The organism is Gammaproteobacteria bacterium (genome assembly GCA_017999615.1).
Lineage (GTDB): Bacteria > Pseudomonadota > Gammaproteobacteria > JAABTG01 > JAABTG01 > JAGNLM01.
On record JAGNLM010000001.1, the window covers coordinates 592,222 to 614,743 of the forward strand.

The 22,522-nt window shown below is 68.3% G+C and carries 26 protein-coding genes and 1 tRNA gene; 9 read left to right on the forward strand and 18 right to left on the reverse strand.

Annotation, left to right across the window (positions count from 1 at the left end; all coding sequences use genetic code 11):
* Positions 1–2: 2 nt before the first annotated feature.
* The 5 genes from KA217_02560 to KA217_02580 are packed head-to-tail and all read right to left on the reverse strand — an operon-like array spanning position 3 to position 3,034.
* Positions 3–497: a hypothetical protein gene (locus tag KA217_02560; GenBank protein ID MBP7711336.1), complete on the reverse strand. Its 495-nt coding sequence runs from the start codon at positions 495–497 to the stop codon at positions 3–5.
* Positions 494–1,612, reverse strand: coding sequence for a PilW family protein (locus KA217_02565; protein MBP7711337.1), 1,119 nt, complete (start codon positions 1,610–1,612; stop codon positions 494–496). Before KA217_02565 ends, KA217_02560 begins: the two co-directional genes overlap by 4 nt.
* Before the next feature lie 2 nt (positions 1,613–1,614).
* Positions 1,615–2,163 (reverse strand): type IV pilus modification protein PilV, encoded by a 549-nt coding sequence (gene pilV / locus KA217_02570; GenBank protein MBP7711338.1) that lies wholly within the window; start codon positions 2,161–2,163, stop codon positions 1,615–1,617.
* Between the two features lie 38 nt (positions 2,164–2,201).
* Positions 2,202–2,735, reverse strand: a complete 534-nt coding sequence (locus KA217_02575; GenBank protein ID MBP7711339.1) for a GspH/FimT family pseudopilin — start codon at positions 2,733–2,735, stop codon at positions 2,202–2,204.
* A gap of 8 nt (positions 2,736–2,743) precedes the next feature.
* Positions 2,744–3,034, reverse strand: a complete 291-nt coding sequence (locus KA217_02580; protein ID MBP7711340.1) for a hypothetical protein — start codon at positions 3,032–3,034, stop codon at positions 2,744–2,746.
* Positions 3,035–3,312: 278 nt separating this feature from the next.
* Here KA217_02580 and KA217_02585 point away from each other — a divergent pair.
* Positions 3,313–3,388 (forward strand) — tRNA-Thr (locus KA217_02585).
* Positions 3,389–3,959: 571 nt separating this feature from the next.
* Here KA217_02585 and KA217_02590 read toward each other — a convergent pair.
* The 7 genes from KA217_02590 to KA217_02620 all read right to left on the reverse strand — a co-directional run bounded on the left by KA217_02590 (position 3,960) and on the right by KA217_02620 (position 10,351).
* Positions 3,960–4,115 (reverse strand): hypothetical protein, encoded by a 156-nt coding sequence (locus KA217_02590; GenBank protein ID MBP7711341.1) that lies wholly within the window; start codon positions 4,113–4,115, stop codon positions 3,960–3,962.
* 630 nt (positions 4,116–4,745) lie between these two features.
* A complete protein-coding gene (locus tag KA217_02595; GenBank protein MBP7711342.1) occupies positions 4,746–5,465 on the reverse strand; it encodes an NAD(P)-binding domain-containing protein in 720 nt (239 codons plus the stop codon).
* A 51-nt stretch (positions 5,466–5,516) separates the two neighbouring features.
* Positions 5,517–6,677, reverse strand: coding sequence for an aldo/keto reductase (locus tag KA217_02600; protein ID MBP7711343.1), 1,161 nt, complete (start codon positions 6,675–6,677; stop codon positions 5,517–5,519).
* Positions 6,678–6,724: 47 nt separating this feature from the next.
* Positions 6,725–7,102 (reverse strand): carboxymuconolactone decarboxylase family protein, encoded by a 378-nt coding sequence (locus KA217_02605; protein ID MBP7711344.1) that lies wholly within the window; start codon positions 7,100–7,102, stop codon positions 6,725–6,727.
* Positions 7,103–7,170: 68 nt separating this feature from the next.
* Entirely contained in the window at positions 7,171–8,241 is a 1,071-nt protein-coding gene (locus KA217_02610) for an NAD(P)-dependent alcohol dehydrogenase (protein MBP7711345.1), read from the reverse strand.
* Between the two features lie 82 nt (positions 8,242–8,323).
* Positions 8,324–9,307: an aldo/keto reductase gene (locus tag KA217_02615; GenBank protein ID MBP7711346.1), complete on the reverse strand. Its 984-nt coding sequence runs from the start codon at positions 9,305–9,307 to the stop codon at positions 8,324–8,326.
* A 54-nt stretch (positions 9,308–9,361) separates the two neighbouring features.
* Positions 9,362–10,351 carry an aldo/keto reductase gene (locus KA217_02620; protein MBP7711347.1) on the reverse strand — a complete coding sequence of 330 codons (990 nt, stop codon included), beginning with the start codon at positions 10,349–10,351 and terminating at the stop codon, positions 9,362–9,364.
* 102 nt (positions 10,352–10,453) lie between these two features.
* Here KA217_02620 and KA217_02625 point away from each other — a divergent pair, with 102 nt between their 5' ends.
* The 3 genes from KA217_02625 to KA217_02635 all read left to right on the forward strand — a co-directional run bounded on the left by KA217_02625 (position 10,454) and on the right by KA217_02635 (position 12,359).
* Entirely contained in the window at positions 10,454–11,371 is a 918-nt protein-coding gene (locus KA217_02625; GenBank protein MBP7711348.1) for a LysR family transcriptional regulator, read from the forward strand.
* 465 nt (positions 11,372–11,836) lie between these two features.
* Positions 11,837–12,082, forward strand: a complete 246-nt coding sequence (locus tag KA217_02630; protein MBP7711349.1) for a type II toxin-antitoxin system ParD family antitoxin — start codon at positions 11,837–11,839, stop codon at positions 12,080–12,082.
* Positions 12,057–12,359: a type II toxin-antitoxin system RelE/ParE family toxin gene (locus KA217_02635; GenBank protein ID MBP7711350.1), complete on the forward strand. Its 303-nt coding sequence runs from the start codon at positions 12,057–12,059 to the stop codon at positions 12,357–12,359. The genes KA217_02630 and KA217_02635 overlap by 26 nt, the downstream gene beginning before the upstream one ends.
* A 243-nt stretch (positions 12,360–12,602) precedes the next feature.
* On the opposite strand, the gene KA217_02640 is transcribed toward KA217_02635, so the two are convergent.
* Together KA217_02640 and KA217_02645 are read right to left on the reverse strand one after the other, a co-directional pair.
* Positions 12,603–13,514: a hypothetical protein gene (locus tag KA217_02640; protein MBP7711351.1), complete on the reverse strand. Its 912-nt coding sequence runs from the start codon at positions 13,512–13,514 to the stop codon at positions 12,603–12,605.
* 18 nt (positions 13,515–13,532) lie between these two features.
* Positions 13,533–14,018, reverse strand: coding sequence for a hypothetical protein (locus KA217_02645; protein ID MBP7711352.1), 486 nt, complete (start codon positions 14,016–14,018; stop codon positions 13,533–13,535).
* Positions 14,019–14,200: 182 nt separating this feature from the next.
* Between KA217_02645 and KA217_02650 the strand changes: the two genes are divergently transcribed.
* The 4 genes from KA217_02650 (at position 14,201) to KA217_02665 (ending at position 18,021) form a co-directional block, all read left to right on the forward strand.
* Positions 14,201–15,064 carry a paraquat-inducible protein A gene (locus KA217_02650; GenBank protein MBP7711353.1) on the forward strand — a complete coding sequence of 288 codons (864 nt, stop codon included), beginning with the start codon at positions 14,201–14,203 and terminating at the stop codon, positions 15,062–15,064.
* Positions 15,065–15,156: 92 nt separating this feature from the next.
* On the forward strand, positions 15,157–15,627 hold the full coding sequence (locus tag KA217_02655) for a transcriptional repressor (GenBank protein MBP7711354.1): 471 nt from the start codon (positions 15,157–15,159) through the stop codon (positions 15,625–15,627).
* A 76-nt stretch (positions 15,628–15,703) separates the two neighbouring features.
* Positions 15,704–17,161, forward strand: coding sequence for a catalase (locus tag KA217_02660; protein ID MBP7711355.1), 1,458 nt, complete (start codon positions 15,704–15,706; stop codon positions 17,159–17,161).
* A 26-nt stretch (positions 17,162–17,187) separates the two neighbouring features.
* The gene (locus tag KA217_02665) at positions 17,188–18,021 is read left to right on the forward strand and encodes an MBL fold metallo-hydrolase (protein ID MBP7711356.1); all 834 of its coding nucleotides are present in this window, start codon (positions 17,188–17,190) and stop codon (positions 18,019–18,021) included.
* Positions 18,022–18,178: 157 nt separating this feature from the next.
* On the opposite strand, the gene KA217_02670 is transcribed toward KA217_02665, so the two are convergent.
* The 3 genes from KA217_02670 to KA217_02680 form a co-directional block, all read right to left on the reverse strand.
* A complete protein-coding gene (locus KA217_02670; GenBank protein MBP7711357.1) occupies positions 18,179–19,228 on the reverse strand; it encodes a class I fructose-bisphosphate aldolase in 1,050 nt (349 codons plus the stop codon).
* A 201-nt stretch (positions 19,229–19,429) separates the two neighbouring features.
* On the reverse strand, positions 19,430–20,827 hold the full coding sequence (locus KA217_02675; GenBank protein MBP7711358.1) for an MBL fold metallo-hydrolase: 1,398 nt from the start codon (positions 20,825–20,827) through the stop codon (positions 19,430–19,432).
* A 40-nt stretch (positions 20,828–20,867) separates the two neighbouring features.
* Positions 20,868–21,194 (reverse strand): hypothetical protein, encoded by a 327-nt coding sequence (locus KA217_02680; GenBank protein ID MBP7711359.1) that lies wholly within the window; start codon positions 21,192–21,194, stop codon positions 20,868–20,870.
* A gap of 312 nt (positions 21,195–21,506) precedes the next feature.
* Between KA217_02680 and KA217_02685 the strand changes: the two genes are divergently transcribed.
* Positions 21,507–22,103: a hypothetical protein gene (locus tag KA217_02685; GenBank protein MBP7711360.1), complete on the forward strand. Its 597-nt coding sequence runs from the start codon at positions 21,507–21,509 to the stop codon at positions 22,101–22,103.
* A gap of 17 nt (positions 22,104–22,120) precedes the next feature.
* On the opposite strand, the gene KA217_02690 is transcribed toward KA217_02685, so the two are convergent.
* On the reverse strand, positions 22,121–22,480 hold the full coding sequence (locus KA217_02690; protein ID MBP7711361.1) for a YajD family HNH nuclease: 360 nt from the start codon (positions 22,478–22,480) through the stop codon (positions 22,121–22,123).
* Positions 22,481–22,522: the final 42 nt, after the last annotated feature.

The window sequence follows — 22,522 nt, forward strand, 5'->3', positions numbered from 1 at the left end:
CCCTAGTTCTGGAAGTTGGGGATGATCTGATAGGCGCCGGCGTGATGAACGGAGCGGATGCGGTTGGATTCGTCCCCGCTCCAGGTCTCCCCCGTGCTCTCGACATCAAAGTGTTGTGAGCGGAAGCGCGTGGCGCTGAAGAGAGATCCGAGGGGTGGAAGGTACTCGCCGTCTTGACGTATCACGTAGGTGACGTTTCCCACCTTCCGCTGCGAATCGGCAAGCTTGACCGGTTCAGACTCCATCGTGGTCACCTCGGAGAGCCCAGGTGTGCGAAATGCCCGGGCAAGCCCGGTCTCCGCGATCTGGAACGCCCGCACGCTCTCCTGCGTGTTGGCCGCCATCTTCTCTTCCAGGGAGGTGGTGCTCATGGTGCTCAGACCCAGCAGCGTGAGCACCGCGAGCAAAATGAGAGAGACGATCAGGACGGCGCCCCGCTCGGCCGAGGGAGGTCGCGAGCGCGGACAAGCCGCTCTGGGTTTGGATCTGGCGATCATGTGCGGTTCCGGAGATAGACCGTGGTGGTGAACACGCGGCGCCGGACGCGCAGGTCCGGTGGGTCCACGCAGCCGGGACCCTTGCCACACTCTTCGCGACTCGGGAAGGAGCGGCCTGAAAAGAGGTCGTACGCCCTGGTGTCCGGCTCCGCTCCCTGCTCGTCCACCGTTCGCAGGAGCAGCCCGAACCGGATGCTCACGACGCTCCGCCACTCCTCCGGGGTGTCGAGTTCCGGGTCCCCGGCACTGACGTACGCCTCCGGTGCGTCCCCGCTGGCGATGCCGTAGAGGATCTGCATGTTCTCGACGCCCGGAGCGATCTCTTCCGGGGGCGATTCCAAGGTCTTTGTCTGGCGGTACAGCGAGCGAGAATTCTCAGCCGCACTGCCGGGTTCCGCCCTAACGGCTCCCACGTAGTAGCGGGCGGCGTGCAGGCGGAACAACCGGGGATAGAAATCTTTTCCGGAACCTGACTCCGACGATGCGGAGGTCACCGTGGCACCGGACGTCTGCGAGACCTGGAACAGGACGCCGGCGGAGCAATCCACGAGCCCGACATAGTCGCCGGCGGAGACGTCGAGGTCGTCTAACACTGCGGGGGTTCCCCCGACCAAGATATCCGAGACCGTGCCTTCGTGCCGCTTCCCGGGTCCCTCGAGATAGCGTACCGTCACTGCGTCGGTGCCTTCGATGATGTCTTCCGGGGACTTCTCTGAAGGGCTGGCCCAGGCGGACCAAAGCGAAGTGCCCGGTTGAACGTTGTCCAGCCCTTCCACCCCGACTCCGGGAGGCTGGTCCGGCGGTGACACTGGAACACCGAGGTCCCAGAGGACTCCTCGCGAACCCCCGGCACTCATAGCTTTGTTGGTGATGGCGCCGACGTTGTCGACGCAGCCAACCCCTCCGGCCATTCGCAGGTCCCGCAGCATCGTCTCGAGCGCGAACCGGGCGTTCTCCTGCAGCCTGGAGAGACCGCTGGTGACCTCGTGGGTGCTCTTGTTGGACAGGAAGACGGAGATCGCCCCGGCGGTCAGCAGGAGGCCGACCACGAGAGCCACCATCAACTCCACCAGGCTCAGGCCGCGCGCAAAGCGGGTGGGGGAAGATAGGGCCATCGTCAGGGTCTCCAGACCTGGTCGAAGGTCCAGGTCTGCTTCACGAGGCACAACCCCTCGGAACCAGTTCCAGACTTGTCCCAGGCACGCGTGGCCTCCAGGGTGCCGCCCTGGGTGCATTCGCTCTCGTTCCGGGCGTCTCTCGCGCCACGCTCCAGCCAGCGGATGGTGACCTCGAACCGGTCGTCGTTTTCGTCGGGTGTGCCGGCTCCGGTCGTTTGCGTGAGGACGGCGCTACCGGACGGCAGGGCCGCCTCCAGAGCGTCGGTCCAGCAGCACAGGTCATTGGCCACGTTGGTGGAGAGCAGTGGGTCGCAGTCGCAGGGCCGCTCGAGCTTGGTCGTGACGTACTGAGGCGCTCTCGCCCGATTGGCCCGCATCAGGTCCATGATCTCGTAGGCGAGGTAGGTCGCCTGGCTTCGGGCGTAGGCCTCGTGGTTGAACTTGACCCCGCGCGCCTGCAGCGCCGCGAGACCCAGGAGGCCGATGGCGAGGACGAGGAGGGCGACGAGAACTTCCAGCAGGCTGAAGCCTCGGAGACCGGGTCGCACGCCGGGGGTGCCAGAAGCGGGGGCGCGTGGCATGGGCCTCATGGCACGCAGTCCACGAGGGGTGGTTTGATCACCTGAGCGCGGCCGATACGGGCGACCTGAACCTCCCGGCCCTTTTCCCGTCCCCGCTCGTCACACAGAACCAGGGTGAATTCCCCGCCCTCCTCGGTGCTGCCACGGGGTGAGAACGTTACCGTGCCGCCGATCGCCCGCATGTTGATCGCGCCCTTCACCGCGCCGTTCCGGCGAAGGATGTCCACCTCGCCGTCCGGTGTCCTGCTCCCGTTCTCGTCCAAGAACACGACCCACCCCGCGCTCCAGTCCGTGCCACCGTCACAGGCGGGCACTGCCGCGTCGGGTGCCGCGGAACTGCAGACAACGACCGGAAAGCGCTGTTTGATCGCCTCGCTCCTCGCCAGACTCAGATGCGCCACCAGATTGTTGGCCTCGGTCACGAGCCGGTTGTTGCGCACCAGGTCCTGAAGGGCGGGGACGCCGATGACGAGCAGGATGGCCGCCACCGTCACCACGATGACGAGCTCGACCAGCGTGAATCCCCGTGGCCGGCCCATGACCGGCCTCATGGCGCGGCAGGACGCGGCGGCGCCGTGCGGCAGGCAAAGGCGGCTGCGTTGTCCACGGTCCAGTCGGGCCGGCAGCTGCGGCCCAAGTGGTCGGCCACGATGCAGATGCTGCGGGGCGACTCCGCGACCACGATGCTCGCCCTGCTGCCGTCGCTGCAGGCGACGGTGTAGTAGTGCTTGCCGTCCCTGCCCAGGTCGGTCACGCGGCTCACGGTCGCCCCGTTGGCGGGTACCGTCGCAAGGAGGGTGAGGAGGAGGGCGAGCGGTGGCAGTGTCCTCGGCTTCATGGGATACCCCAGGCGTCTGCCCCGAGGGTTCGGTCGGTCTCAACCGTCCTTCCGGCGGACCCCATCTGGCACGGGAGTCGAGGGCAGGCGCGGTCAGACCGTGCCTGGACGAGGAAGTAGCAGGAGGAGGGTGCTCTGTCAGTCGGCACCCGACGAACGGTCAGCCGGGGCCGACGGGGGGCATCGAGCCCAGGGGCATGAGCCTGGGGCCGCTGACGGTACCACCTCGAAGGGACTTAACCACACCGCGAGCGGCCGCTATACTCTCTCGCCAGTGTGCCGGTGTAGCTCAGTCGGTAGAGCAACTGATTCGTAATTAGTAGGTCGGGGGTTCGACTCCCTCCACCGGCACCAACAAAAACAGACTGTTAGAAGACGTTCGAAGGGACAGGTAAAGCAGAAATCCCTGTTTTGTAGCCGCTCCGTGGCTGCTTTTCTGAGGCTAACGGGCTACCGCGTCAAAGCTGAATTCTGCGGGTCCAACGCTCCAATGGGACCGTCGGGAACCGCATCGGCGCTCCAGCCATTCCCGGCCCTTGCCCCGCCCCCGATCTTCTCAATCGCTCCGAAGCGTGATCCCTGGGCCTCCGGCCCCCGGGCTGACCCGGGCGGTCGCGCGCAAGACGCTGGTCGGCAGGGGCCGGCCGATGGGCCCCTATGGCCAGCAGAAGGCCTTCGAGCGGTGCGAGGGACGCGCCGACGGCCGTCCCATCGGCGGCCCCCTCCGAGGACCCGACGGACACCCCGATGACGTGCCCTTCTAGCCGCGACCGAAGCGAAACCGCGACGACGACCGAAGCCGAGAAGTTGACGACCGAACGACCGAGAAAGCCCTATTGACCGCAACGAAACAGGACCAACGCAACGGAGGAACCATGACATACGCCCCTGATGGCGACGCCTCCTCGCGCGCGAGGGATGGTCGTCAGTCGTCGGAGGCCCTGGAGGGGGGGGGCGCGTCCCGGCCCGGGCGGCCGACGCCCCCGAGCGCACCGTGGAGCGCGCCCTGGTGCACGCCGCTCATGGAGCGCCCGGCCGCCAGTCTCTGGGCCCAGATGGGGCTCGGGAAGACCGTGGTCACGGCCACCGCCATCCGCCAGCTGCTGGAGGTCGCGGTGGCCGAGCGCCGGCGGAACCCGCGGGTGTGCCGGACCTGCGCGGGGGCGGGGGAGGTGCTGGAGGGCGAGGTCGGTGCGGGGGACCTGCCCCGCCTGCGGGGGCCTCGGCTGGCGGCCCTGGGGGGCGCGGGTGCTGGCCGAGCAGTTCGGGGTCGGGCGCCACGTGTGGGAGACGCGCTGGGCGAAGCGCTATGCCCGGGTCGCGCAGATGCGGGAGGCGGTGGAGGGGCGGGGGCTCGCGGCGGTGGAACGGGCGATGCGGTGTTGGCGAAAGGGCGGGCTCGGGAAGGGCGGCTTACCGTGGCGAAGCGGCCCGTGGGCGCCGGGCGGGCAACGCGCGGCGCGAACCCGGGCGGATCCGCCTACGTGATCCGACGGTATCGGAAATTCTTACAGGTCCCCGGATGGCGTCCGGCCTGGGAATTCCCCCTTTCGACCCGACCCAGACATAGCCGGTGTCCGGCCAACGGCAGCTTTCGCACAGAAAGCGGTCCATGGGCGTCCCAGAGGCTGCGGATCTGGCGCACGGCCGACTCAACAACGGGGTCAGCAGCTTCGACACCGAGCCAGGAAACCATGCCCAGTGATGCCCTTCAGCAGGACTCGGCCGGGGGAGGCACGCGAGTCATGCTCAATCGAGCGGCCCGTGCGTGGCCTTGCTGGACATTGCTATCCCCAACCCGCTCGAACCGGTACGCCAGTGCCGGGTTCGCTTCTACCCCGTATGCCAACTGGGCAACGAGCAACGCGAACGGCTCGGTGTAGCGGGCGATCCGCAGCGGGCCCGCATCGCAAGGATCGAACCCTGCATCACGGATCAGTTCGGCGGCCACTATCTTGCTCGCCGAATCGTCGGCGCAGTACACGAGACTTGGGCGGCTTGCCTTGCGTCGGGCGGCGTAGACGTCGAACAGCACTTCGCTCGGCACCGTGCCGAACGCCGAAACGATCGCGGCCTTCGGCACCTTCTTCGCCAGCCGCTCGGCACCCGAGGAGGTGTAGGCGACGACGAGGTCGGTGTTACTGGCGTTCATCGGCAAGGAGCAGTTGACGATCACCTTGTTCGAAAGATCGCCGGCCTGGCTCAGCACGTCGTCCACTCGAGGCCAATGCACGGCAAGCAAGAGAGCGTCTGATTCCTCCGCCGCCTCGCACGGAGTGCCGGCCCTTGCCGTGCCCTTGGCCTCCCGGGCGAGCGTCTCGAGCTTCCGGCGGGTGCGGGCATAGCTGAACACCACTTCGTGTCCCGCTCGCGCAAAGATTGTTCCGAGCTTGCCGCCCATCAGCCCGGAGCCCAGGATGCCGACCCGCATAGCCCCTCCATTTGCCGCCTGCCCGGCATGCACCCAGCATTGTTTGATGCGCTATTTCTTGAGTGGTGCCTCGCGCCGAGTCAATTCCAGCGAGGGCGCAGGCAAGCGAGCCCCTTGCAACTTGATGGTCGAGGCGGCGGCATTGAGCTCCTTCAGTTCGTCGGGGGTGAACTCGACTGCGACCGCCCCGAGGTTTTCATCAAGATGGGGAAGTTGCGTGGTTCCCGGGATGGGAACGATCCAGGGCTTCTGCGCGAGCAGCCAGGCCAGCGCGATCTGGACGGGTGTAGCTCCCTTGCGCCGCGCCCACTCGCGCAGCAGGTCGACCAGTGCCAGGTTCGCCGTCAGCGCCGCGGGGGCCAGCCGGGGAACGCGGCTACGGTAATCCGAGCCGTCGAACCGCGTGTCCTGGTTCATCGCGCCGGTGAGAAGGCCGGCCCCCAAGGGCGTGTACGCCACCAGCCCGATGCCGAGTTCCTCGAGCGTGGGCAGGACCTCTGCCTCCGGCTCCCGCCACAGCAGGGAATACTCGTTCTGAATCGCGGTGATCGGCTGGACAGCATGGGCGCGGCGGAGCGTCTGCAGGCCCGGCTCGGACAGGCCGAAGTGCTTAACCTTGCCTTGCTGGATCAGCTCTTTCACCGTCCCGGCGACGTCCTCGATCGGCACGTTGGGGTCGACGCGGTGCTGGTAATACAGGTCGATGACGTCGGTCCTGAGACGCTTGAGCGATCCCTCTACCGATGCCCTGATGCGCTCCGGGCGGCTGTTGAGCTCCGGCCGGACGCCCGGCGCGCCGAAGTAGCCGAACTTCGTGGCGATCACCACCCGGTCGCGAAAAGGCGCGAGCGCCTCGCCCAGGAGTTCCTCGTTCGTCAGCGGACCATAGAGTTCTGCGGAGTCGAAGAAGGTGACGCCACGATCGACGGCGGCATGGAGCAGCCGGATCATTCCCTGCTTGTCCTTGGGCTGCCTGTCTCTGGGTGGTCCGTAGATGCCGCTCATGACCATGCAGCCGAGCCCAAGCGCCGAGACTTCCAGCGTGCCGAGCATGCGGCGAGCACTCACCGTGGGTTGCGTTGCCGGAGCACTGGCGGCGATGCGCGGGAACACCGCGGCGGCTGCCACAGCAAGGCCTGACAGAATGAACTCGCGGCGATCGCGTCTGAGGAGGTCGTCCTCTCCGTCTCTACTGATGGGGATCTTGCTCATAGGACTTTCTCCGTTCTGGCTCCTGGCCTGTTCTTGCACAGCAGGGGTCAGTTCTTCTGAAAGACTTCCCTGGCCACGGCGATTGCCGTCACCGCGTTGGGCCAGCCCGCGTAGAACGCCAGGTGGGTGATGGTCTCGATCAGCTCGTCCTGGGTCACGCCGTTCTCGCGGGCCTTGGCGAGGTGGAACCGCAGCTGATCGGGGCGGTTCAGCGCGGTCAGGGCGCTGACCGTCACGAGGCTGCGATCCCGCGGCGACAAGCCGGGACGCGCCCACACGTCGCCGAACAGCACGTTGTCGGTGAGCTCGGCCAACTTGGGTGCGACGTCGCCGAACAGCCGCTGTGCCGCCGCCGCGCCCGCGGTGGCCGCGGACCCTTGTGCGGGGCCGGCCTCGGTTGCCTGGACCCAGACCGGGCTGAGCAGAGAGAGAGCGACATCGCTGTCGCGGCGAGCGCCTTCATGAGAGCCTCCTGGTAGGTGCGAGGTGGATGTCAGACCTTCAGCGACGCCATGTCGATCACGAAGCGGTACTTCACGTCGGCCTTGACGAGTCTCTCCCAGGCCTCGTTGACCTTCTGGATAGGAATGACCTCGACGTCGGCCGTGATCTCGTGCTGCCCGCAGAAGTCGAGCATCTCCTGGGTCTCGGCAATGCCGCCGATGTTCGAGCCCGCGACGCTGCGGTTGCCGAGGATCAACGCGAACGACGACAGCGCCAGCGGCTTCGGTGGCGCGCCGACGAGCGTGAGGTTTCCGTCGAGCCGCAGCAAGTTGAGGTATTGATTGATGTCGTGGTCTGCCGAAACCGTGTCGAGGATGAAGTCGAAGGAGCCGGCGTGCTGCTTCATCTCGTCCGCATTGCGGGAGACTACGACCTCGTGTGCGCCGAGGCGGATCGCGTCATCGGTCTTGCGCGGGGAGGTGGTGAAGACGACGACGTGGGCACCGAAGGCTCGGGCGAACTTCGTGCCCATGTGACCCAGCCCGCCCAGGCCGACGACGCCGACCTTCTTGCCCTTGCCGATCCCCTGACGCCGCAGCGGCGAGTACGTCGTGATGCCGGCGCACAAGAGCGGGGCCGTTCCGGCAGGGTCCAGATTCGGCGGCACGCGCAGCACGAAGTGCTCATCGACCACGATGCTGTCGGAGTAGCCACCGAAGGTCATCGGAGCCGCACCGTGCCGGTCGACCGAGCCAAACGTCAGTGTCAGGTTCGGGCAGAAGTTCTCGAGCCCGGCCTGGCAGTTCGGGCAGGTGTGGTCGGAATCGACCAGACAGCCAACCGCCACGAGGTCGCCGGGCTCGTGCTTCGTCACGCCCGGGCCGACCTTCGTGACCCGCCCCACGATTTCGTGGCCCGGGACGCACGGGTACATGGCCGGCAGGACGTCAGGCCATTCGTTGTGGGCGTAGTGCAGGTCGGAGTGGCAGATGCCGCAGAAGAGGATATCGATCTGCACGTCGCGCGCCGTCAGGCCACGCCGCGCAATTGTCGTCGGGGCGAGCGGCGCCGTTGCATCGGCGACGGCGTAGGCCTTTGCGTTGGAGCTGGCGCTGGTCATTTAAGCACCTCCTTTGCTTCGCTCATCGTGGACTGCGAGGCGGTGTGACGTCCACGCTTGCACCTAGCGTCTTGGTAGCGCATCACCGACCGACCAACCTCTGCCGGTCCGGCGAGTAGCGCGCGCCCTGCACCGTGATCGTTGACAGCACCGCGTCGATGCCGCCGATTTCCTCGGCCGTCAGTTCGACCGCAGCAGCGCCGATGTTTTCCTCGAGCCGATGCAGCTTCGTTGTGCCTGGAATCGGGACGATCCACGGCTTGCGCGACAGCAGCCACGCGAGCGCGATCTGCGCCGGTGTTGCGTGCTTGCGCGCCGCGGTGTCGCGGAGCAGGCCGACCAGGGCCTGATTCGCCTGGCGGGCCTTGGGTGTGAAGCGCGGCACCGTGTTGCGGAAGTCGGTGCGATCGAACGTCGTCGTCTCGTCGATGGCGCCGGTCAGGAAGCCCTTGCCAAGGGGGCTGAACGCCACGAAGCCGATGCCCAGTTCTTCGAGCGTCGGCAGGATCCTCTCCTCCGGCTCGGGCCACCACATCGAGTACTCGCTCTGGACAGCGGCAACGGGCTGAACGGCGTGCGCGCGGCGGATCGTCTCCGCGCTCGCTTCCGACAGGCCGAAGTGGTTCACCTTCCCGGCGCGGATCAGTTCCTTGACCGTTCCGGCGACGTCTTCGATCGGCACGCTCGGATCGACGCGATGCTGGTAGAAGAGATCAATTCGGTCGGTTCTGAGGCGTTTGAGCGACTCCTCCGCGACCTGCCGGATGCGCTCCGGCCGGCTATCCAGGCCCGCGTCCGCGTGCCCGCCCTTGAATCCGAACTTGGTCGCAACCACCACGCGATCGCGAAACGGCTGCAACGCCTCGCCGACCAGTTCCTCGTTCGCGCCTGGACCGTAGGCCTCGGCCGTATCGAAGAACGTGACGCCGCGCTCGAATGCGGCGCGGATCAGCTTGATGCCCGCTACCTTGTCCGTTGCCGGACCATACCCATAGCTCAACCCCATGCAGCCGAGCCCGATCGCCGATACCTCGAGACCGCTGCGTCCCAGTTTGCGCATCTGCATTCTTTCCTCCCTAACCAAGTCGAGACCGATGGTCGTCATCGCCGGCGGGCGCGATCAGCGGTCGATGAGCTGCATGTGCATCTCGGAAAGGCGGGCCCCCTGCACCTCGAACTTCGCGAGGGCACCTTCGATCTCGCGGAGGTCGTCTGCAGTGAGCTCGACGCCTACCGCCCCGAGGTTCTCCTCCAAGCGATCCAGCCCTCGCGTTCCCGGGATCGGGACGATCCAGGGCTTCTGGGCGAGCAGCCAGGCAAGGGCAATCTGACCGGGTGTGGCCTTTTTTCTCGAACCGATGCGGGCCAGCAGCTCGACCACGGGCCAGTTGGCCTTCCGCGCCTCCGCCGTAAAGCGCGGGAACGTCGCGCGCAGGTCGGAGACGGGGTCGAAGGCCATGGCCGGGTCGACTTTCCCGGTTAGGTAGCCTTGACCCAGCGGGCTCCACGGCACGAAGCCAATCCCCAGCGCCTCGCAGGTTGGCAGTACGTCCGCCTCGGGATCGCGGGTCCACACCGAGTACTCGGTCTGCACGGCGGTGACGGGCTGGACGGTGTGCGCGCGGCGGATAGTCCGCGCACTGGCCTCCGAGAGACCGAAGTGCTTGACCTTGCCCGCCTGGATCAGATCCCTCACTGCGCCGGCGACGTCGTCGATTGGCACGGCTGGATCGACCCGGTGCTGGTAGAAAAGATCGATGGCATCGACTTTCAGGCGCTTGAGCGAGGCGTCGGCGACCTCCTTGATGTGCTCGGGCCGGCTATCGAGGCCGGCGATGGCGCCGTCCTGGATCTTGAAGCCAAATGTCGTGGCGATCACCACGTCGTGACGGAACGACGCGACGGCTTCGCCTACTAGCTCCTCGTTGGTGAAGGGGCCGTACGCTTCGGCGGTGTCGAAAAACGTCACGCCGTGGTCGAATGCCGTACGGATGACCCGGGTCGCTTCCTTCCGGTCCGCCGCGGGCCCGTAGCCGAAACTGTTGCCCATTGCACCGTAGCCGAGGGCCGACACCTCCAGGCCGCTGGTTCCCAACTTGCGCTTTTCCACATTGCCTCCTCGCCTTCGCCATTTCGTGAGCGAGCTGATGCGCGCGGCCACATCAGTGATATAGGCGTATAGTTCGCATGAGGTATTGAGAAATTGTCAGGAATGGACCGGGAAGACTGGGGCAGCCTGGCGGCGTTCGCGGTGGTCGCGGAGGAGCGCAGCTTTACCCGGGCCGCCACGCGGCTCGGGGTGTCGCCGTCGGCGCTCAGCCACACGCTGCGCCGCCTCGAGGAACGCGTGCGCATTCGCCTGCTGGCCCGCAGCACGCGCAGTGTCTCGACGACGGAGGCCGGCGAACGGTTGCTGGCCCGCCTCGGCCCGGCGCTCGAGGCGATTGCCAACGCGGTCGAGGACCTGGGGCGTCTGCTCGACCGGCCCTCGGGACACGTCCGAATCACCACCTCGCGCTCGGCCGCGCGCATGGTGGTGGCCCCCGTCCTGCCCCGGTTCACCCAGGCCTATCCAGAGATCGTCCTCGAGATCGTCATCGACCCCGGGCTGACCAACATCGTCGCGCAGCGGTTCGACGCCGGTATCCGCCTTGGCGAGTCGCTGGACAAGGACGTGGTGGCCGTACCGGTGTCGGGACCGCAGCGGATGGCCGTCGTCGGCGCGCCGCAGTATTTCGCGTCCCGTCCACCGCCGGCAACGCCGCATGATCTTCGGACCCACCGCTGCATCAACTTCCGCCTGCCGTCACCGGCCCCCGGCACGCTCTACAAGTGGGAGTTCGAGAAGGCGCATCACAGCATCGAGCTGGCGGTCGAAGGGCCGCTCATCTTCGATGACGAGGGCATGGTCGTCGACGCTGCGCTGGCCGGTGTGGGCCTGGGGTACGTCATCGAGGAGCAGGTGGCCCCCCTGCTTCAGGCGGGGGAGCTTGTGCGCGTGCTCGAGGACTGGTGTCCGCCGTTTCCCGGCTTCTTTCTCTACTACCCCGGACGACGCCAACTATCGCCCGCCCTCGCCGCGTTCATCGACACCATCCGCGTGCCCGCCAGGCGCGAACGGCGCCGCTGATCGCCGACTCCGGGCGGTCGTAGCCAGCAACCCGGTGCACCGCCTAAATGACAGGCCGCCACCCGAAGCATTAGGCCTAGTCAACGCCTCCGCTCAGCGACCGCGACTCCTCATGGTCACCGCAATGTCCGCAAGCAGGGTAGACCGGCCCCACGACCGTGGTGGCTGTAGTCCGTAGCTGGCCGAAGGGAGACCGGGAGCCCCCGGTGCCCGCGATCCTGGGGTTTGGGGTCAGCCCTGTCGGAAAATCTGACACCTGCCTGCTGGCGCCGGGTGCGGGTCGGCGCGCGGCCGCCGGCTCTGACCGTCAGCTATGCGTCTGACTCCGGACCTTCAAAGCCTGGCGGCTACCGGGTGGTCCCGACCCTGAGCAGACCTCCGGGCTGACTGCCTGACGGCCCCCCCGACAAGGGAGATGGCAAAGTTTGTCATCATGTGTCAGTCTGACTCCAGGAGGCTACCCGAATGGCGACGATGAACGTTTCCCTTCCCGATCCGATGAAGGCGTGGGTCGAGACTCAGGTCGAGACTGGCCACTTCAGTAACGCCAGCGATTACGTCCGTGACTTGATCCGCCGCGACCAGCAGGATCAGGCCCAGCGGGAAGCGTTGGTACAGGCCTTGGTCACCGGAGAGACCAGTGGGATTTCGGGCCGAGATATCTCGGGGATTTGGAATGATGTGAATGCACGGCACCGTGTCAACGATTGACCTCTCCGCGGCGGCCGCCAAGGACATCGAGGCCATTCTCGACCAATCGGTGGCGGAGTTCGGCCTGCTTCGAGCCGAGAAGTACTATGAGTCGTTAAAGCGTTGCCTCGAGTTGCTGAGCGAGAATCCGGGCATGGGTACTACGGCCGACAATGTTCGGCCCGGCTACCGCCGCTTCAGCCATGAGAGCCACGTCGTCTTTTACCGACTTTCCGAGAGCGGCATCTTGGTAGTTCGCGTACTGCACGCGCGGATGGATGTGGGCTGGCACTTCTGAATCGGGCCGCGACGCGCTGAGCTTCCGGCAGATGGAGGCACAAACGTTTGCTGCTGCTCTTGCCGAAGGTCCGGTCCTGGCCGACTGCTACGGTGTGGTCTCTGGACTACAGAAGAGATAGGGCCGGTTTGCAGAGCTCGGGATCCGCTCGGCACGGAGTTGCACGCCCACGCGGCGAGAATGGCCTTGGCTGTCGGCATCCGTGCCCCCCCGCACTCAACCAGGACGCGGCGCCGTGTGGTCTCAGCCCTCCCGTATCAGGGCGATCAGCTCCTCGGCCGAGGGCAGGGCGGTGGCCTCGCCTTCGGCGAGGATGCTCTCGGCGAGCGCCTGCAGCGTCTTGCCGAGGCCCATGTCGTCCGCGAGGCAACCGCCGAGGCCGGCCGAGGCGAGACGCATGGCCCAGCGGTAACCGTCCTCCTGATAGGGGCGAAGCTCCGCCTGCAGGGCGCGAGGCAGCGGAGGCGATTCGTCCTGGGCAATGCGCAACCGCTCGATGGCGTCCCGGAAGCCGGCGTCGGTTTCGAGCGGCATGCCCTCGAGGACGCCCTCGAGCCAGCCCGCTGCGGGGCGGGGAAGCCGCGTGCCCTGGCGGTCGAGCTCGGCGACCGCCTCCAGCTCGGCGAGGCGCTCCTTCAGGGTGCGGGTGAGCGCGACGTAGAGGCCCTCGCCCATGGGCACGAAGCGGCTTCGCCCGCGTGCGGCGGCGAGGAGCTGCTCGAGCGCCAGCACGCGGCCCTCGTCGAGGGTCGCCTGGCCGATCAACCGGAACCAGTCGCGCTGGGCCTCGACCTTGAAGCTCACGCGCCGCGCATCGACGGTGAGCACCCGCACGCTCTTGCCCTTGGGCCAGTCCACGGCCCCGACGGCCTCCAGGCGGGGCAGGGTCTCGACCATCGTCAAAGCGTCCTCGGGGTCGTCCACGACCCACTCGAGCCCGGCCTGCGCCTCGCCGGGCTCCTCGAGGAAAGGCAGCGCGTGGAGCACGGTCGCAAGCCCGGCCCGCTCGGCCTCGAGGTCACGCCGGGTGCCGACGCTCTCTCCCCCGATGGCCGCCATCAGCCGGGTGCGGTCGCTGTCCAGCTTGGCCAGGGCCCAGTCGGTGGGCGGAACCATGGTCGGGTCCCAGGACCGACTGAGATTGACCGCGGCCATGTACAGGAGGTCCTTTTGCTACGCCGGGTCAACGTACTCGAAGCTCGGTCCGTCGAAGGCATCGAGTGCGGCCCCTCTCAGGATCTCGCCCCAGTCGGGGCTGCGGGCGAGGACCTTGGCCATCGGCTCGATCTCGGCCGCCGGCATGCCGGAGAAGAGCACGACCCGCAGCAATGCCACGGTGGCCGAGAAGTCGTAGACCGGCCAGTAATACCGGGCCTGCTGCGGCTCGAACGACTCCAAACGGAAGAGGGCCTCCCGCAGCCGCTCGCGCTGCCCCTCCTCGAGCGCCTCCCGGTACAGCCGGGCCCGCAGCTCGTCGGTCAGCCGGTGGTAGCCCTCGCGATGGGGCATCGCCACCAGCATGCCGCGGTCCTGCAGCTCCCGGATCGCGAGCCGGACGTCTTCCTGGGTATAGACACGACCGCTCGCCTGATTCGCCCCCATCAGGCGCAACAGGTCGTGGACCGCCGACCGGGGTCGGTAGGTCCAGAGCAGCGCCATGGCCCGGGCGACGTCCTGAGTCCGGTCCGGGGGCTTGCCCGGGTCCCGAACGCGGGGGGGACGGGCGGCTGCGAGGAGTTACGGTGAGCCATGGTCTACTGGCGGCGTCTGCGTGGGCGCACTATAAGCCAGCTTTCCGGTGCCCGCTCCTGTCCCGGACCGGCCGCTGAAGGGGGAAGGGCATGAAACTCACGCAGGACCTCCGCTTGTCGTTGCTCGCGCTCTTCTTCTTCGGTGGACTCGCCGGGTGGATGGCGTGGTCGGCGTATGGCAGCGCGGTCGATTACGAGACCCGGGCGACCACGCTCGCCGCCCAGGCAGAGCCCAACGCGCAGCTCAGGCGGGCGGTCAAGCGCTGGCTCGGCGAGCTCCCGGTCTTCCCTCTGGAGGGCTACGAGAAGGAGATCCGCACCCTCGACGCCCAGCGGGAGGCCGCGGCCCGGGCGCGCCGCGATGCCCACCTCCAGTTCCTGGGGTTCGTCGGCGCTGCGACCGCGGGCGTCCTGCTCGCGGTCGCAGCCCGCAGGCGCCGCAGCACGGTCGTCGTGGGGCTCCTCGTCGCCTCGCTCATCGCCCTTGTTGCCGGCCTCCTGGCTCCGGCGATGGCCCTCACCGCCGCACAGGAGCTCCCGGCCGTCGGCAAGGTCGTGCTCTACTTCGAGTCCCGCGGCATCCTCTCGACCATCCTGGCCCTCCTCGGCCCCCACGGCAGTTATGCCATTGGGATCCCGATCCTCCTCTTCAGCGTGATCCTGCCACTCGCCAAGACGGTGGTGATGGGGGTGGCGGCGGTGTCCTCGGGGCGCCTCGGCAGGGGGGTCCTCTCGATCGTTCACCGCATCGGCAAGTGGTCCATGGCCGACGTGTGTCTCACCGGCTGGATCCTCGCCTTCCTCGCGAGCGAGCACCAGAGATTCATGAGCGCCGAGCTCCAGGTGGGGACGCTCTTCTTCGCCTGCTACGCGGTCCTGTCCATTCTGGCCGGGCAATGGCTGGAGCCTCCGGTGCGACCGGCCACTGCCCCGGACCCCACCCCCGAACGCTGAGTGGCCCCGCGTCCCCGCAACGCTTGCACGCGCCGCTTGTCAGGAGTAGGTTACTATCTGCGTATTCTCCGCAACCAGGAGCGGATCCCCGGATGGTCGATGACCTCGAGGTCGAGAGTCGGCTCGAGCGCTTCCAGTCGGTCGCAAGGGAGGCCGGGGTCAAGCTCACGCACCAGCGCCTCGTCATCTTCCGGGCCGTCGCGGCGAGCGTGGAGCACCCGACCGCGGAGGCCGTCTACAACGCCGTGCGTCCGGAGATGCCGACGGTGTCGCTCGATACCGTGTACCGCACGCTCTGGCTGCTCACTGACCTCGGGCTCCTGACCACCCTCGGTCCGCGGCAGGGCGGCGTCCGATTCGAGGCCAATCTGGAGAAGCACCATCACTACCTCTGCGTGCGCTGCGGTGCGCTGCGGGATTTCGACAGCCCCGAGCTCGACGCGCTGCCGGTGCCGGGCACCGTGACCCGCTTCGGTCAGGTCCTGAGCTCCCACGTGGAGGTGCGGGGTATCTGTGCGGCCTGCATGGAGGCGGGCGACGAGAGTCGCCGCGCTGAGGAATGACGCGCCGCGAGTTGCAGCGTCGCAATTTCAAACGTCGTGAGTTCGAACGCCACAGGGCACGAGAGAGGAGAGTCTGATGAGTGAGAAGAAGCTGACCACCACGGGCGGCGCCCCGGTCGCCGACAACCAGAACGTCATGACCGCAGGGCCGCGGGGCCCCATGCTGCTCCAGGACGTCTGGTACCTGGAGAAGCTGGCTCACTTCGATCGCGAGGTGATCCCCGAGCGGCGCATGCACGCCAAGGGCTCGGGTGCCTACGGGACGTTCACCGTCACCCACGACATCACGCGCTACACCAAGGCCAAGATCTTCTCCGAGGTGGGCAAGAAGACGGACCTGTTCGTGCGCTTCTCGACGGTGGCGGGGGAGCGCGGCGCGGCGGACGCCGAGCGCGACATCCGCGGGTTCGCCATCAAGTTCTACACCGAGGAAGGCAACTGGGACCTCGTGGGCAACAACACCCCGGTGTTCTTCCTGCGCGACCCGCTGAAGTTCCCGGACCTCAACCACGCCGTGAAGCGCGACCCGCGCACCAACATGCGCTGCGCCCAGACGAACTGGGACTTCTGGACCCTGCTGCCCGAGGCGCTGCACCAGGTCACCGTCGTCATGAGCGACCGCGGCATTCCGCGCACCTACCGCCACATGCACGGTTTCGGCAGCCACACCTTCAGCTTCATCAACGCCGCGAACGAGCGGTTCTGGGTCAAGTTCCACCTGCGCTGCCGGCAGGGCATCCAGAACCTGACCAACGCCGAGGCCGCGGAGATCATCGCGAAAGACCGCGAGAGCCACCAGCGTGACCTCTACGAGTCCATCGAGCGGGGAGAGTTCCCGCGCTGGGACCTCCAGGTCCAGATCATGCCGGAGAAGGACGCGGCCACGTACCGCTTCCACCCCTTCGACCTGACGAAGGTCTGGCGGCACTCGGACTACCCGCTGATCGACGTCGGGGTGCTCGAGCTGAACCGCAACCCGGAGAACTACTTCGCCGAGGTGGAGCAGTCGGCCTTCAACCCGGGCAACATCGTCCCCGGGATCGGCTTCTCGCCGGACAAGATGCTGCAGGGGCGCCTCTTCTCCTACGGCGACGCGCAGCGCTACCGCCTCGGTGTGAACCACGGGCAGATCCCCGTGAACCGGCCGCGCTGCCCCGTGAACAGCTACCATCGCGACGGCCAGATGCGGGTCGACGGGAACTACGGGAGCACCAAGGGGTACGAGCCCAACAGCCTCGGCCTCTGGCAGTCGAGCCCGGAGGTGATGGAGCCGCCGCTCGCGCTCGAGGGCGCCGCCTACCACTGGGACTTCCGCAAGGACGACGACGACTACTTCACGCAGCCGGGGCTGCTCTTCCGCCTCATGACGCCGGCGCAGCAGCAGGTGCTGTTCGCGAACACCGCGGCGGAGATGGCGATGGTCGACGAGAAGGTCAGGATGCGCCACATCGGCAACTGCCTGAAGGCCGACCCGGCCTACGGCAAGGGCGTGGCGGACGCGCTGGGTATCCCCGTCGGGGACGTGCGGTCCTGACCCCCGCCTGGTCGGCCCCGGGGCCCGTGGCGGGCCAGCGTCTCGTGGTCCTGGTCGAGGACCGCGCCGGGCCTCCTTGCGAGGCCGCTCACGGGTTGAGCCTGTGGCTCGAGTCGGGCGGCGCGGTGCTGCTCGTGGACACGGGTCCCGACCCGGGCGTGCTGGCCGGTAACGCGGTGCGCCTAGGGCTCGACCTCGGGCGAGTGGAAACGGTGCTCCTGAGCCACGGGCACTACGACCACACCGGGGGGCTGCCGGCGGTGGTGGCGGCCCGCGGGGGTCGCCCCCTGCGGGTCTTCCTGCACCCGTCGGCCGCCCGCGAGCGCTTCAGCCTGCGGACGGGCTCCCCGCGCTCCATCGGGATGCCGGTGGCGAGCCGAGAAGCGCTCGCCGCCCCGGGGGTGAGTGTCACGCTGGCCTCGGGGCCTGCCACCGCGGGCCCCGGGGTCTGGGTGACGGGCGCCATTCCCCGCCGTCACCCGGGCAACGAGGACGCCTTCCTCGTGCTGGACGCCGACGGTCAGACCCCTGACCGCTTCGAGGACGACCAGGCAGTGGTGGTGGAGGGTGCTGGCGGCCTGACGGTGATCTGCGGCTGCGCCCACTCGGGGGTCGTGAACATCCTCGACCACGTGGCGCGGCTGCGCCCCGGCGTGCCGCTCGCCTGGCTGGTGGGGGGGCTGCACCTGGGGGCGAGCTCCGCAGGGGCCGTCGAGCGGGCGGTCGACGAGCTGGCCGGCCTGGGGCTGCGCCAGTGTGCGGTAGGACACTGCACCGGCAAACGCGCCGAGGAGGTCTTCTCGTCACGTTTTCCCGGCGCCGCTCGCCTCCTCTGCGGGGCCGAGCTCTCCATCTGCTGACTGCTGACTGCTGGCAGCTGACTGCTGAGCGGTGACGGCGGACTGCCGCCGCCATTCCCCGCCGCTCGGGCGGCGCACGCCTCGGGGCGGGGACCGCGGTTACTGCTTCGGTCGCCGGGCCGGGGCTTGGCCCCGGCCCGGGCCCCGGCCTTGGCGCTCAGGCGACGGTCACGTCCGCCGAAAGGTACACGTCCTGGATCGCGTGCAGCAGCTCGACGCCCTGGGCCATGGGCTTCTGGAAGGCCTTGCGGCCCGAGATCAGTCCCATTCCGCCGGCGCGCTTGTTGATGACGGCCGTGCGCACGGCCTGGCCGAGGTCGTTCTGGCCTGAGCCGCCGCCCGAGTTGATCAGGCCGGCGCGGCCCATGAAGGTGCTCGCCACCTGGTAGCGCACCAGGTCGATCGGGTGATCCGTGGTGAGCTCGGAGTAGACCTTGGCGTGGGTCTTGCCGAACTTCAGGGCGGTGTAGCCGCCGTTGTTCTCGGCCTGCTTCTGCTTGACGATGTCGGCCTCGATGGTGGCGGCCAGGTGGTTGGCCTGGCCTGTCAGGTCGGCCGACACGTGGTAGTCGGTGCCCCCCTGCTGGAAGGCGGGGTTGCGCAGGTAGGCCCAGAGCACCGTGACCATCCCGAGCTCGTGGGCCTGCTGGAAGGCCTCCGAGATCTCCTGGATCTGGCGGCGGCATTCGGGAGACCCGTAGTAGACGGTGGCCCCGACGGCCACGGCGCCCATGTCGAAGGCCTGCTCGACCGAGGCGAACAGGGTCTGGTCGTGGACCGCGGGGTAGGTGAGCAGTTCGTTGTGGTTGATCTTGAGGATGAACGGGATCTTGTGCGCGTACTTGCGCGCGACCGCGTTCAGCACCCCCACGGTCGAGGCCACCGCGTTGCATCCGCCCTCGATCGCGAGCCGTACGATGTTCTCCGGGTCGAAGTAGATCGGGGCCGGCGCGAAGGAGGCGCCCGCGGAGTGCTCGATGCCCTGGTCGACCGGCAGGATGGAGAGGTAGCCCGTGCCTGCGAGGCGGCCCTGGGAGAAGAGCCCCTGCAGGCTCCGCATGACCCGGGGGCTGCGGTTCTTCGGTGCGACCACGCGGTCGACGTAGTCCGGTCCGGGCAGGTGCAGGGACTCGCGCGATATCGTCCGGCAGGTGTGGGAGAGGAGCGACTCGGCTTCGGCGCCGAGCAGTCCAACGATGTCGGTCATGGAAAGCCCCCTGTCAGAGTGGAGTGGCGGCAGGCAACTGCCCTGGAACGCGTCGCCGTCGACGCCACGACAGGCCGTCGGCGCGGCCTAGAGTCTAGCCCCTGGGCAGACCGGCTGCACCCCGCAACGCGGTGGGACCGGATGGGTCGTGCCCCGGTCCGGGGAGGTGGCTTCGGCCCCCGGGGGGGTGCGTACTGACGGCTACCGTCGTAGTCCCGTCAGGTCAATTCCTTGACCGCGCGCGGGGGTCAGGGCTCGGACGCCGTGGTCGGCGGCCAGGCGGGCGGCGAGGGCTGCCTGGGCGGCGGGCTCTCCGTGCACCAGGGCGACCGGCGGATGGCGCTCGAATCCCGCGTACCACGCGAGCAGGCCGTCCTGACCGGCGTGGGCCGACAGCCCCCCGATGGTGTGCACGCGGGCGGCGACGCGGACCCGCTCGCCCCAGAGGTTGATGTGCTTCGCGCCGTCCACGAGGGCCCGCCCCGTGGTCCCCTCGGCCTGGAAGCCCACGATGACCACGTGGCAGCCTTCGCGCCAGACGTTGTGCTTGAGGTGGTGGCGGATGCGCCCGCCGTTGCACATGCCGCTGCCGGCGATGATGATGGCGCCGGTCCGGACGCGGTTCAGCGCCATGGACTGCGGGGCCGTGTGCATGAGATGCAGGTTCGGCAAGGCGGTCTCGCGCCGGTGCCAGATGGCGCTCGCCTCCCCGTCGTAGAGGTCGCTGTGCCGTGCGTAGATCGCCGTGGCCTCGATCGCGAGCGGGCTGTCGAGGAAGACCTGCCAGTCCCCGACGTCCCACTCCTCGTAGTGCCGGGCGAGGAGATAGAGCAGGTCCTGGGTGCGGCCGACCGCGAAGGCCGGGATGAGGACGTTGCCCCGGTCCTCGCGCGCCCCCTTCAGCACCGTGCCCAGCTCGGCGAGCGTGGCCTCCCGGGACTGGTGTGCCCGGTCGCCGTAGGTGCTCTCGAGGAGCACCAGGTCCGCCTCCCGGATGGGCGTGGGGTCCCGAAGGATCGGCATCCCCTGTTGCCCGAGGTCGCCGCTGAAGACGACCTTGCGCTCGGTGCCGCCCTCGACCAGCGTCAGCTCGACGATGGCCGAGCCCAGGATATGCCCCGCGTCGCGCAGGCACACGCGGACTCCGGGCAGGACCTCCCGGGGCTCGTCGTAGCCGAGCCCCCGGATCCGCCGCACCGCCCGCTGGGCGTCCTGATGGTCGTAGAGTGGGGTGACCGCGGGCAGGTGCTTGCGCTCGCGTTTGCGGTTCTCCCACTCGGCCTCGCGCTCGTTCAGGTAGGCCGCGTCCTGGAGCATGATGCGGCAGAGGTCGCGGGAGGCCCGGTGGGTGTAGATGGGGCCGCTGAAGCCAGCCTTGACCAGCAAGGGGAGACGCCCCGAGTGGTCGATGTGGGCGTGGCTCAGGACGAGGGCGTCGATGCTGCCCGGCTCGAACGGGAACGGGGCCCGGTTGCGCTCCTCCTCCTTTCGAGAGCCCTGGACGAGGCCGCAGTCGAGCAGCAGCCGCCTCCCGTTGGCCTCGATCAGGTGACAGGAGCCGGTGACCTCTCCCGCGCCGCCGTGGAAGGTGATCTGCATGGGCGAACGACTCCTCCGGGGCCCGGCGCGCGAGGCGTTCTCAGCGGTCCCGCGGGTGTTTCACTTCCTGGTAGCGGGCCATCACGTCCCACACGTCGTGATAGGCGCTCAGGCGCCCGGCGTCGCGCACGGTGGCCTTGAAGTTGGGGTAGTCGATGGCGCGGACCTGGGCGGCGAGGGCCCTAGCGACCTCTTCGGCGGAGATCTCCGCGCGGTAGCGATAGTCCGCCGTGGGTGTCTCCGAGACCTTCACGTCGGGGAACACACGCTCGATGTCTCCCGCGGTGCAGGCGCGGACGAGCAGGGTCCCGGGCTGGGACCGCTGGGCGACGATGGACAGCATGGCGTTGTTCAGAAAGACCCACATGTGCGGTGTTCCTCCCAAAGGGTGTAACGGAAGAGCGAGCATCGCGCCTGGCAATGCCGTCGGGCAGGGGATGCGGCGCGACGGTCCCTCAGACCTCGATGGTGGAGCATGGACCGGCCCGAGGGGCACGGCAAGGGGATGGCTGGCCTCGCCTCGCAACGCCCGGGGCGCGAGGACGGGCTGGGCCGCCCGCGTGCCTGGCGCCTCGCCCGCACGGGAGCGTTCGGCCGGTTTTCTTGTCTATAGTCGAGGCTGAAGGGGCACGCGTTCGGTCTGCCCCCGCAACGCGTCGGTGTCCGGAGGGAGTGAAGGGTGAACCGCCCCTGGATGTACTGGAGTCTGTTGGCTACTCAGCTCGTCCTGGCGGGCTGTGCGGGGCCGCGTTACCAGACCGTGTTCCACTATGACCCGCCCGCGGACCCCCAGGGCCGGGCCTGTGCGGAGCGCTGCCCCCAGGTCCTCCAGGCCTGTCAGGACCGCTGCCGGGTCGCCCATCAGGCCTGTCTGGTCGACGCGGAGCCTGCGGCGCAGGCGCACGCCGACCGCCTGGTGGACCGTTACGAGGCCGACCTGTCGCGTTACCGGTCGGCGGCGTGGGGTTGTGGCCCGACCATTGGCCTGGGGTGGGGCTATTACGGTGGGCACCACCACGGTCACGACCTCTGGTCGGTGGGCTCGAGCTGGTACCTGCCCTGGGGCGGCCCCTGGTACGACCCGTGGTACGGTTGCTACGCCGGTCCGCCCCCGCGGGCGCCCGACCGCGCGGAGGAGGTCCGGCGCTACCTCTGGCGCGCCTGCGCCCAGGACTGTGGCTGCCAGCTCGAGTACGACGGCTGCTTCCGCGCCTGCGGGGGCCGGAAGACGGTCGAGTGGGAATGCATCTCGAACTGCCCCCGGGGGGGCGATTGAGCGGGGTGACCCTCGCGTCAGCGGCTTCGGAGCAGGTCCTTCAGCGCGGCGAACGGCTGATGGGTGGCGGCCTTGCCCGGCCCGGCCCCGGCGCCCGGCGCGGAGAGCCCCTGGGCCTCGAGCTGGCGCTGGTGCTCGTTGTCGTGGCAGTACAGGCAGAGCAACTCCCAGTTGCTGCCGTCCGCAGGGTTGTGGTCGTGGTCGTGGTTCTTGTGGTGGACGGTGAGCTCGCTCAGGTTGGGGCGGTCGAAGGTCCGCCCGCAGCGGGCGCACACCCAGGGGTAGAGCTTCAGGGCCTGCTCCCGGTAGTCCCGCTCGCGTGCGGTCTGGGCCTTGCGGGCCTCGGCGACCACCCGGTCCAGCTTGCTCGTGTCCACCCGTTCCCCCCACGCCCGGCGTTGCGGTCCGGCGGCCCGGCC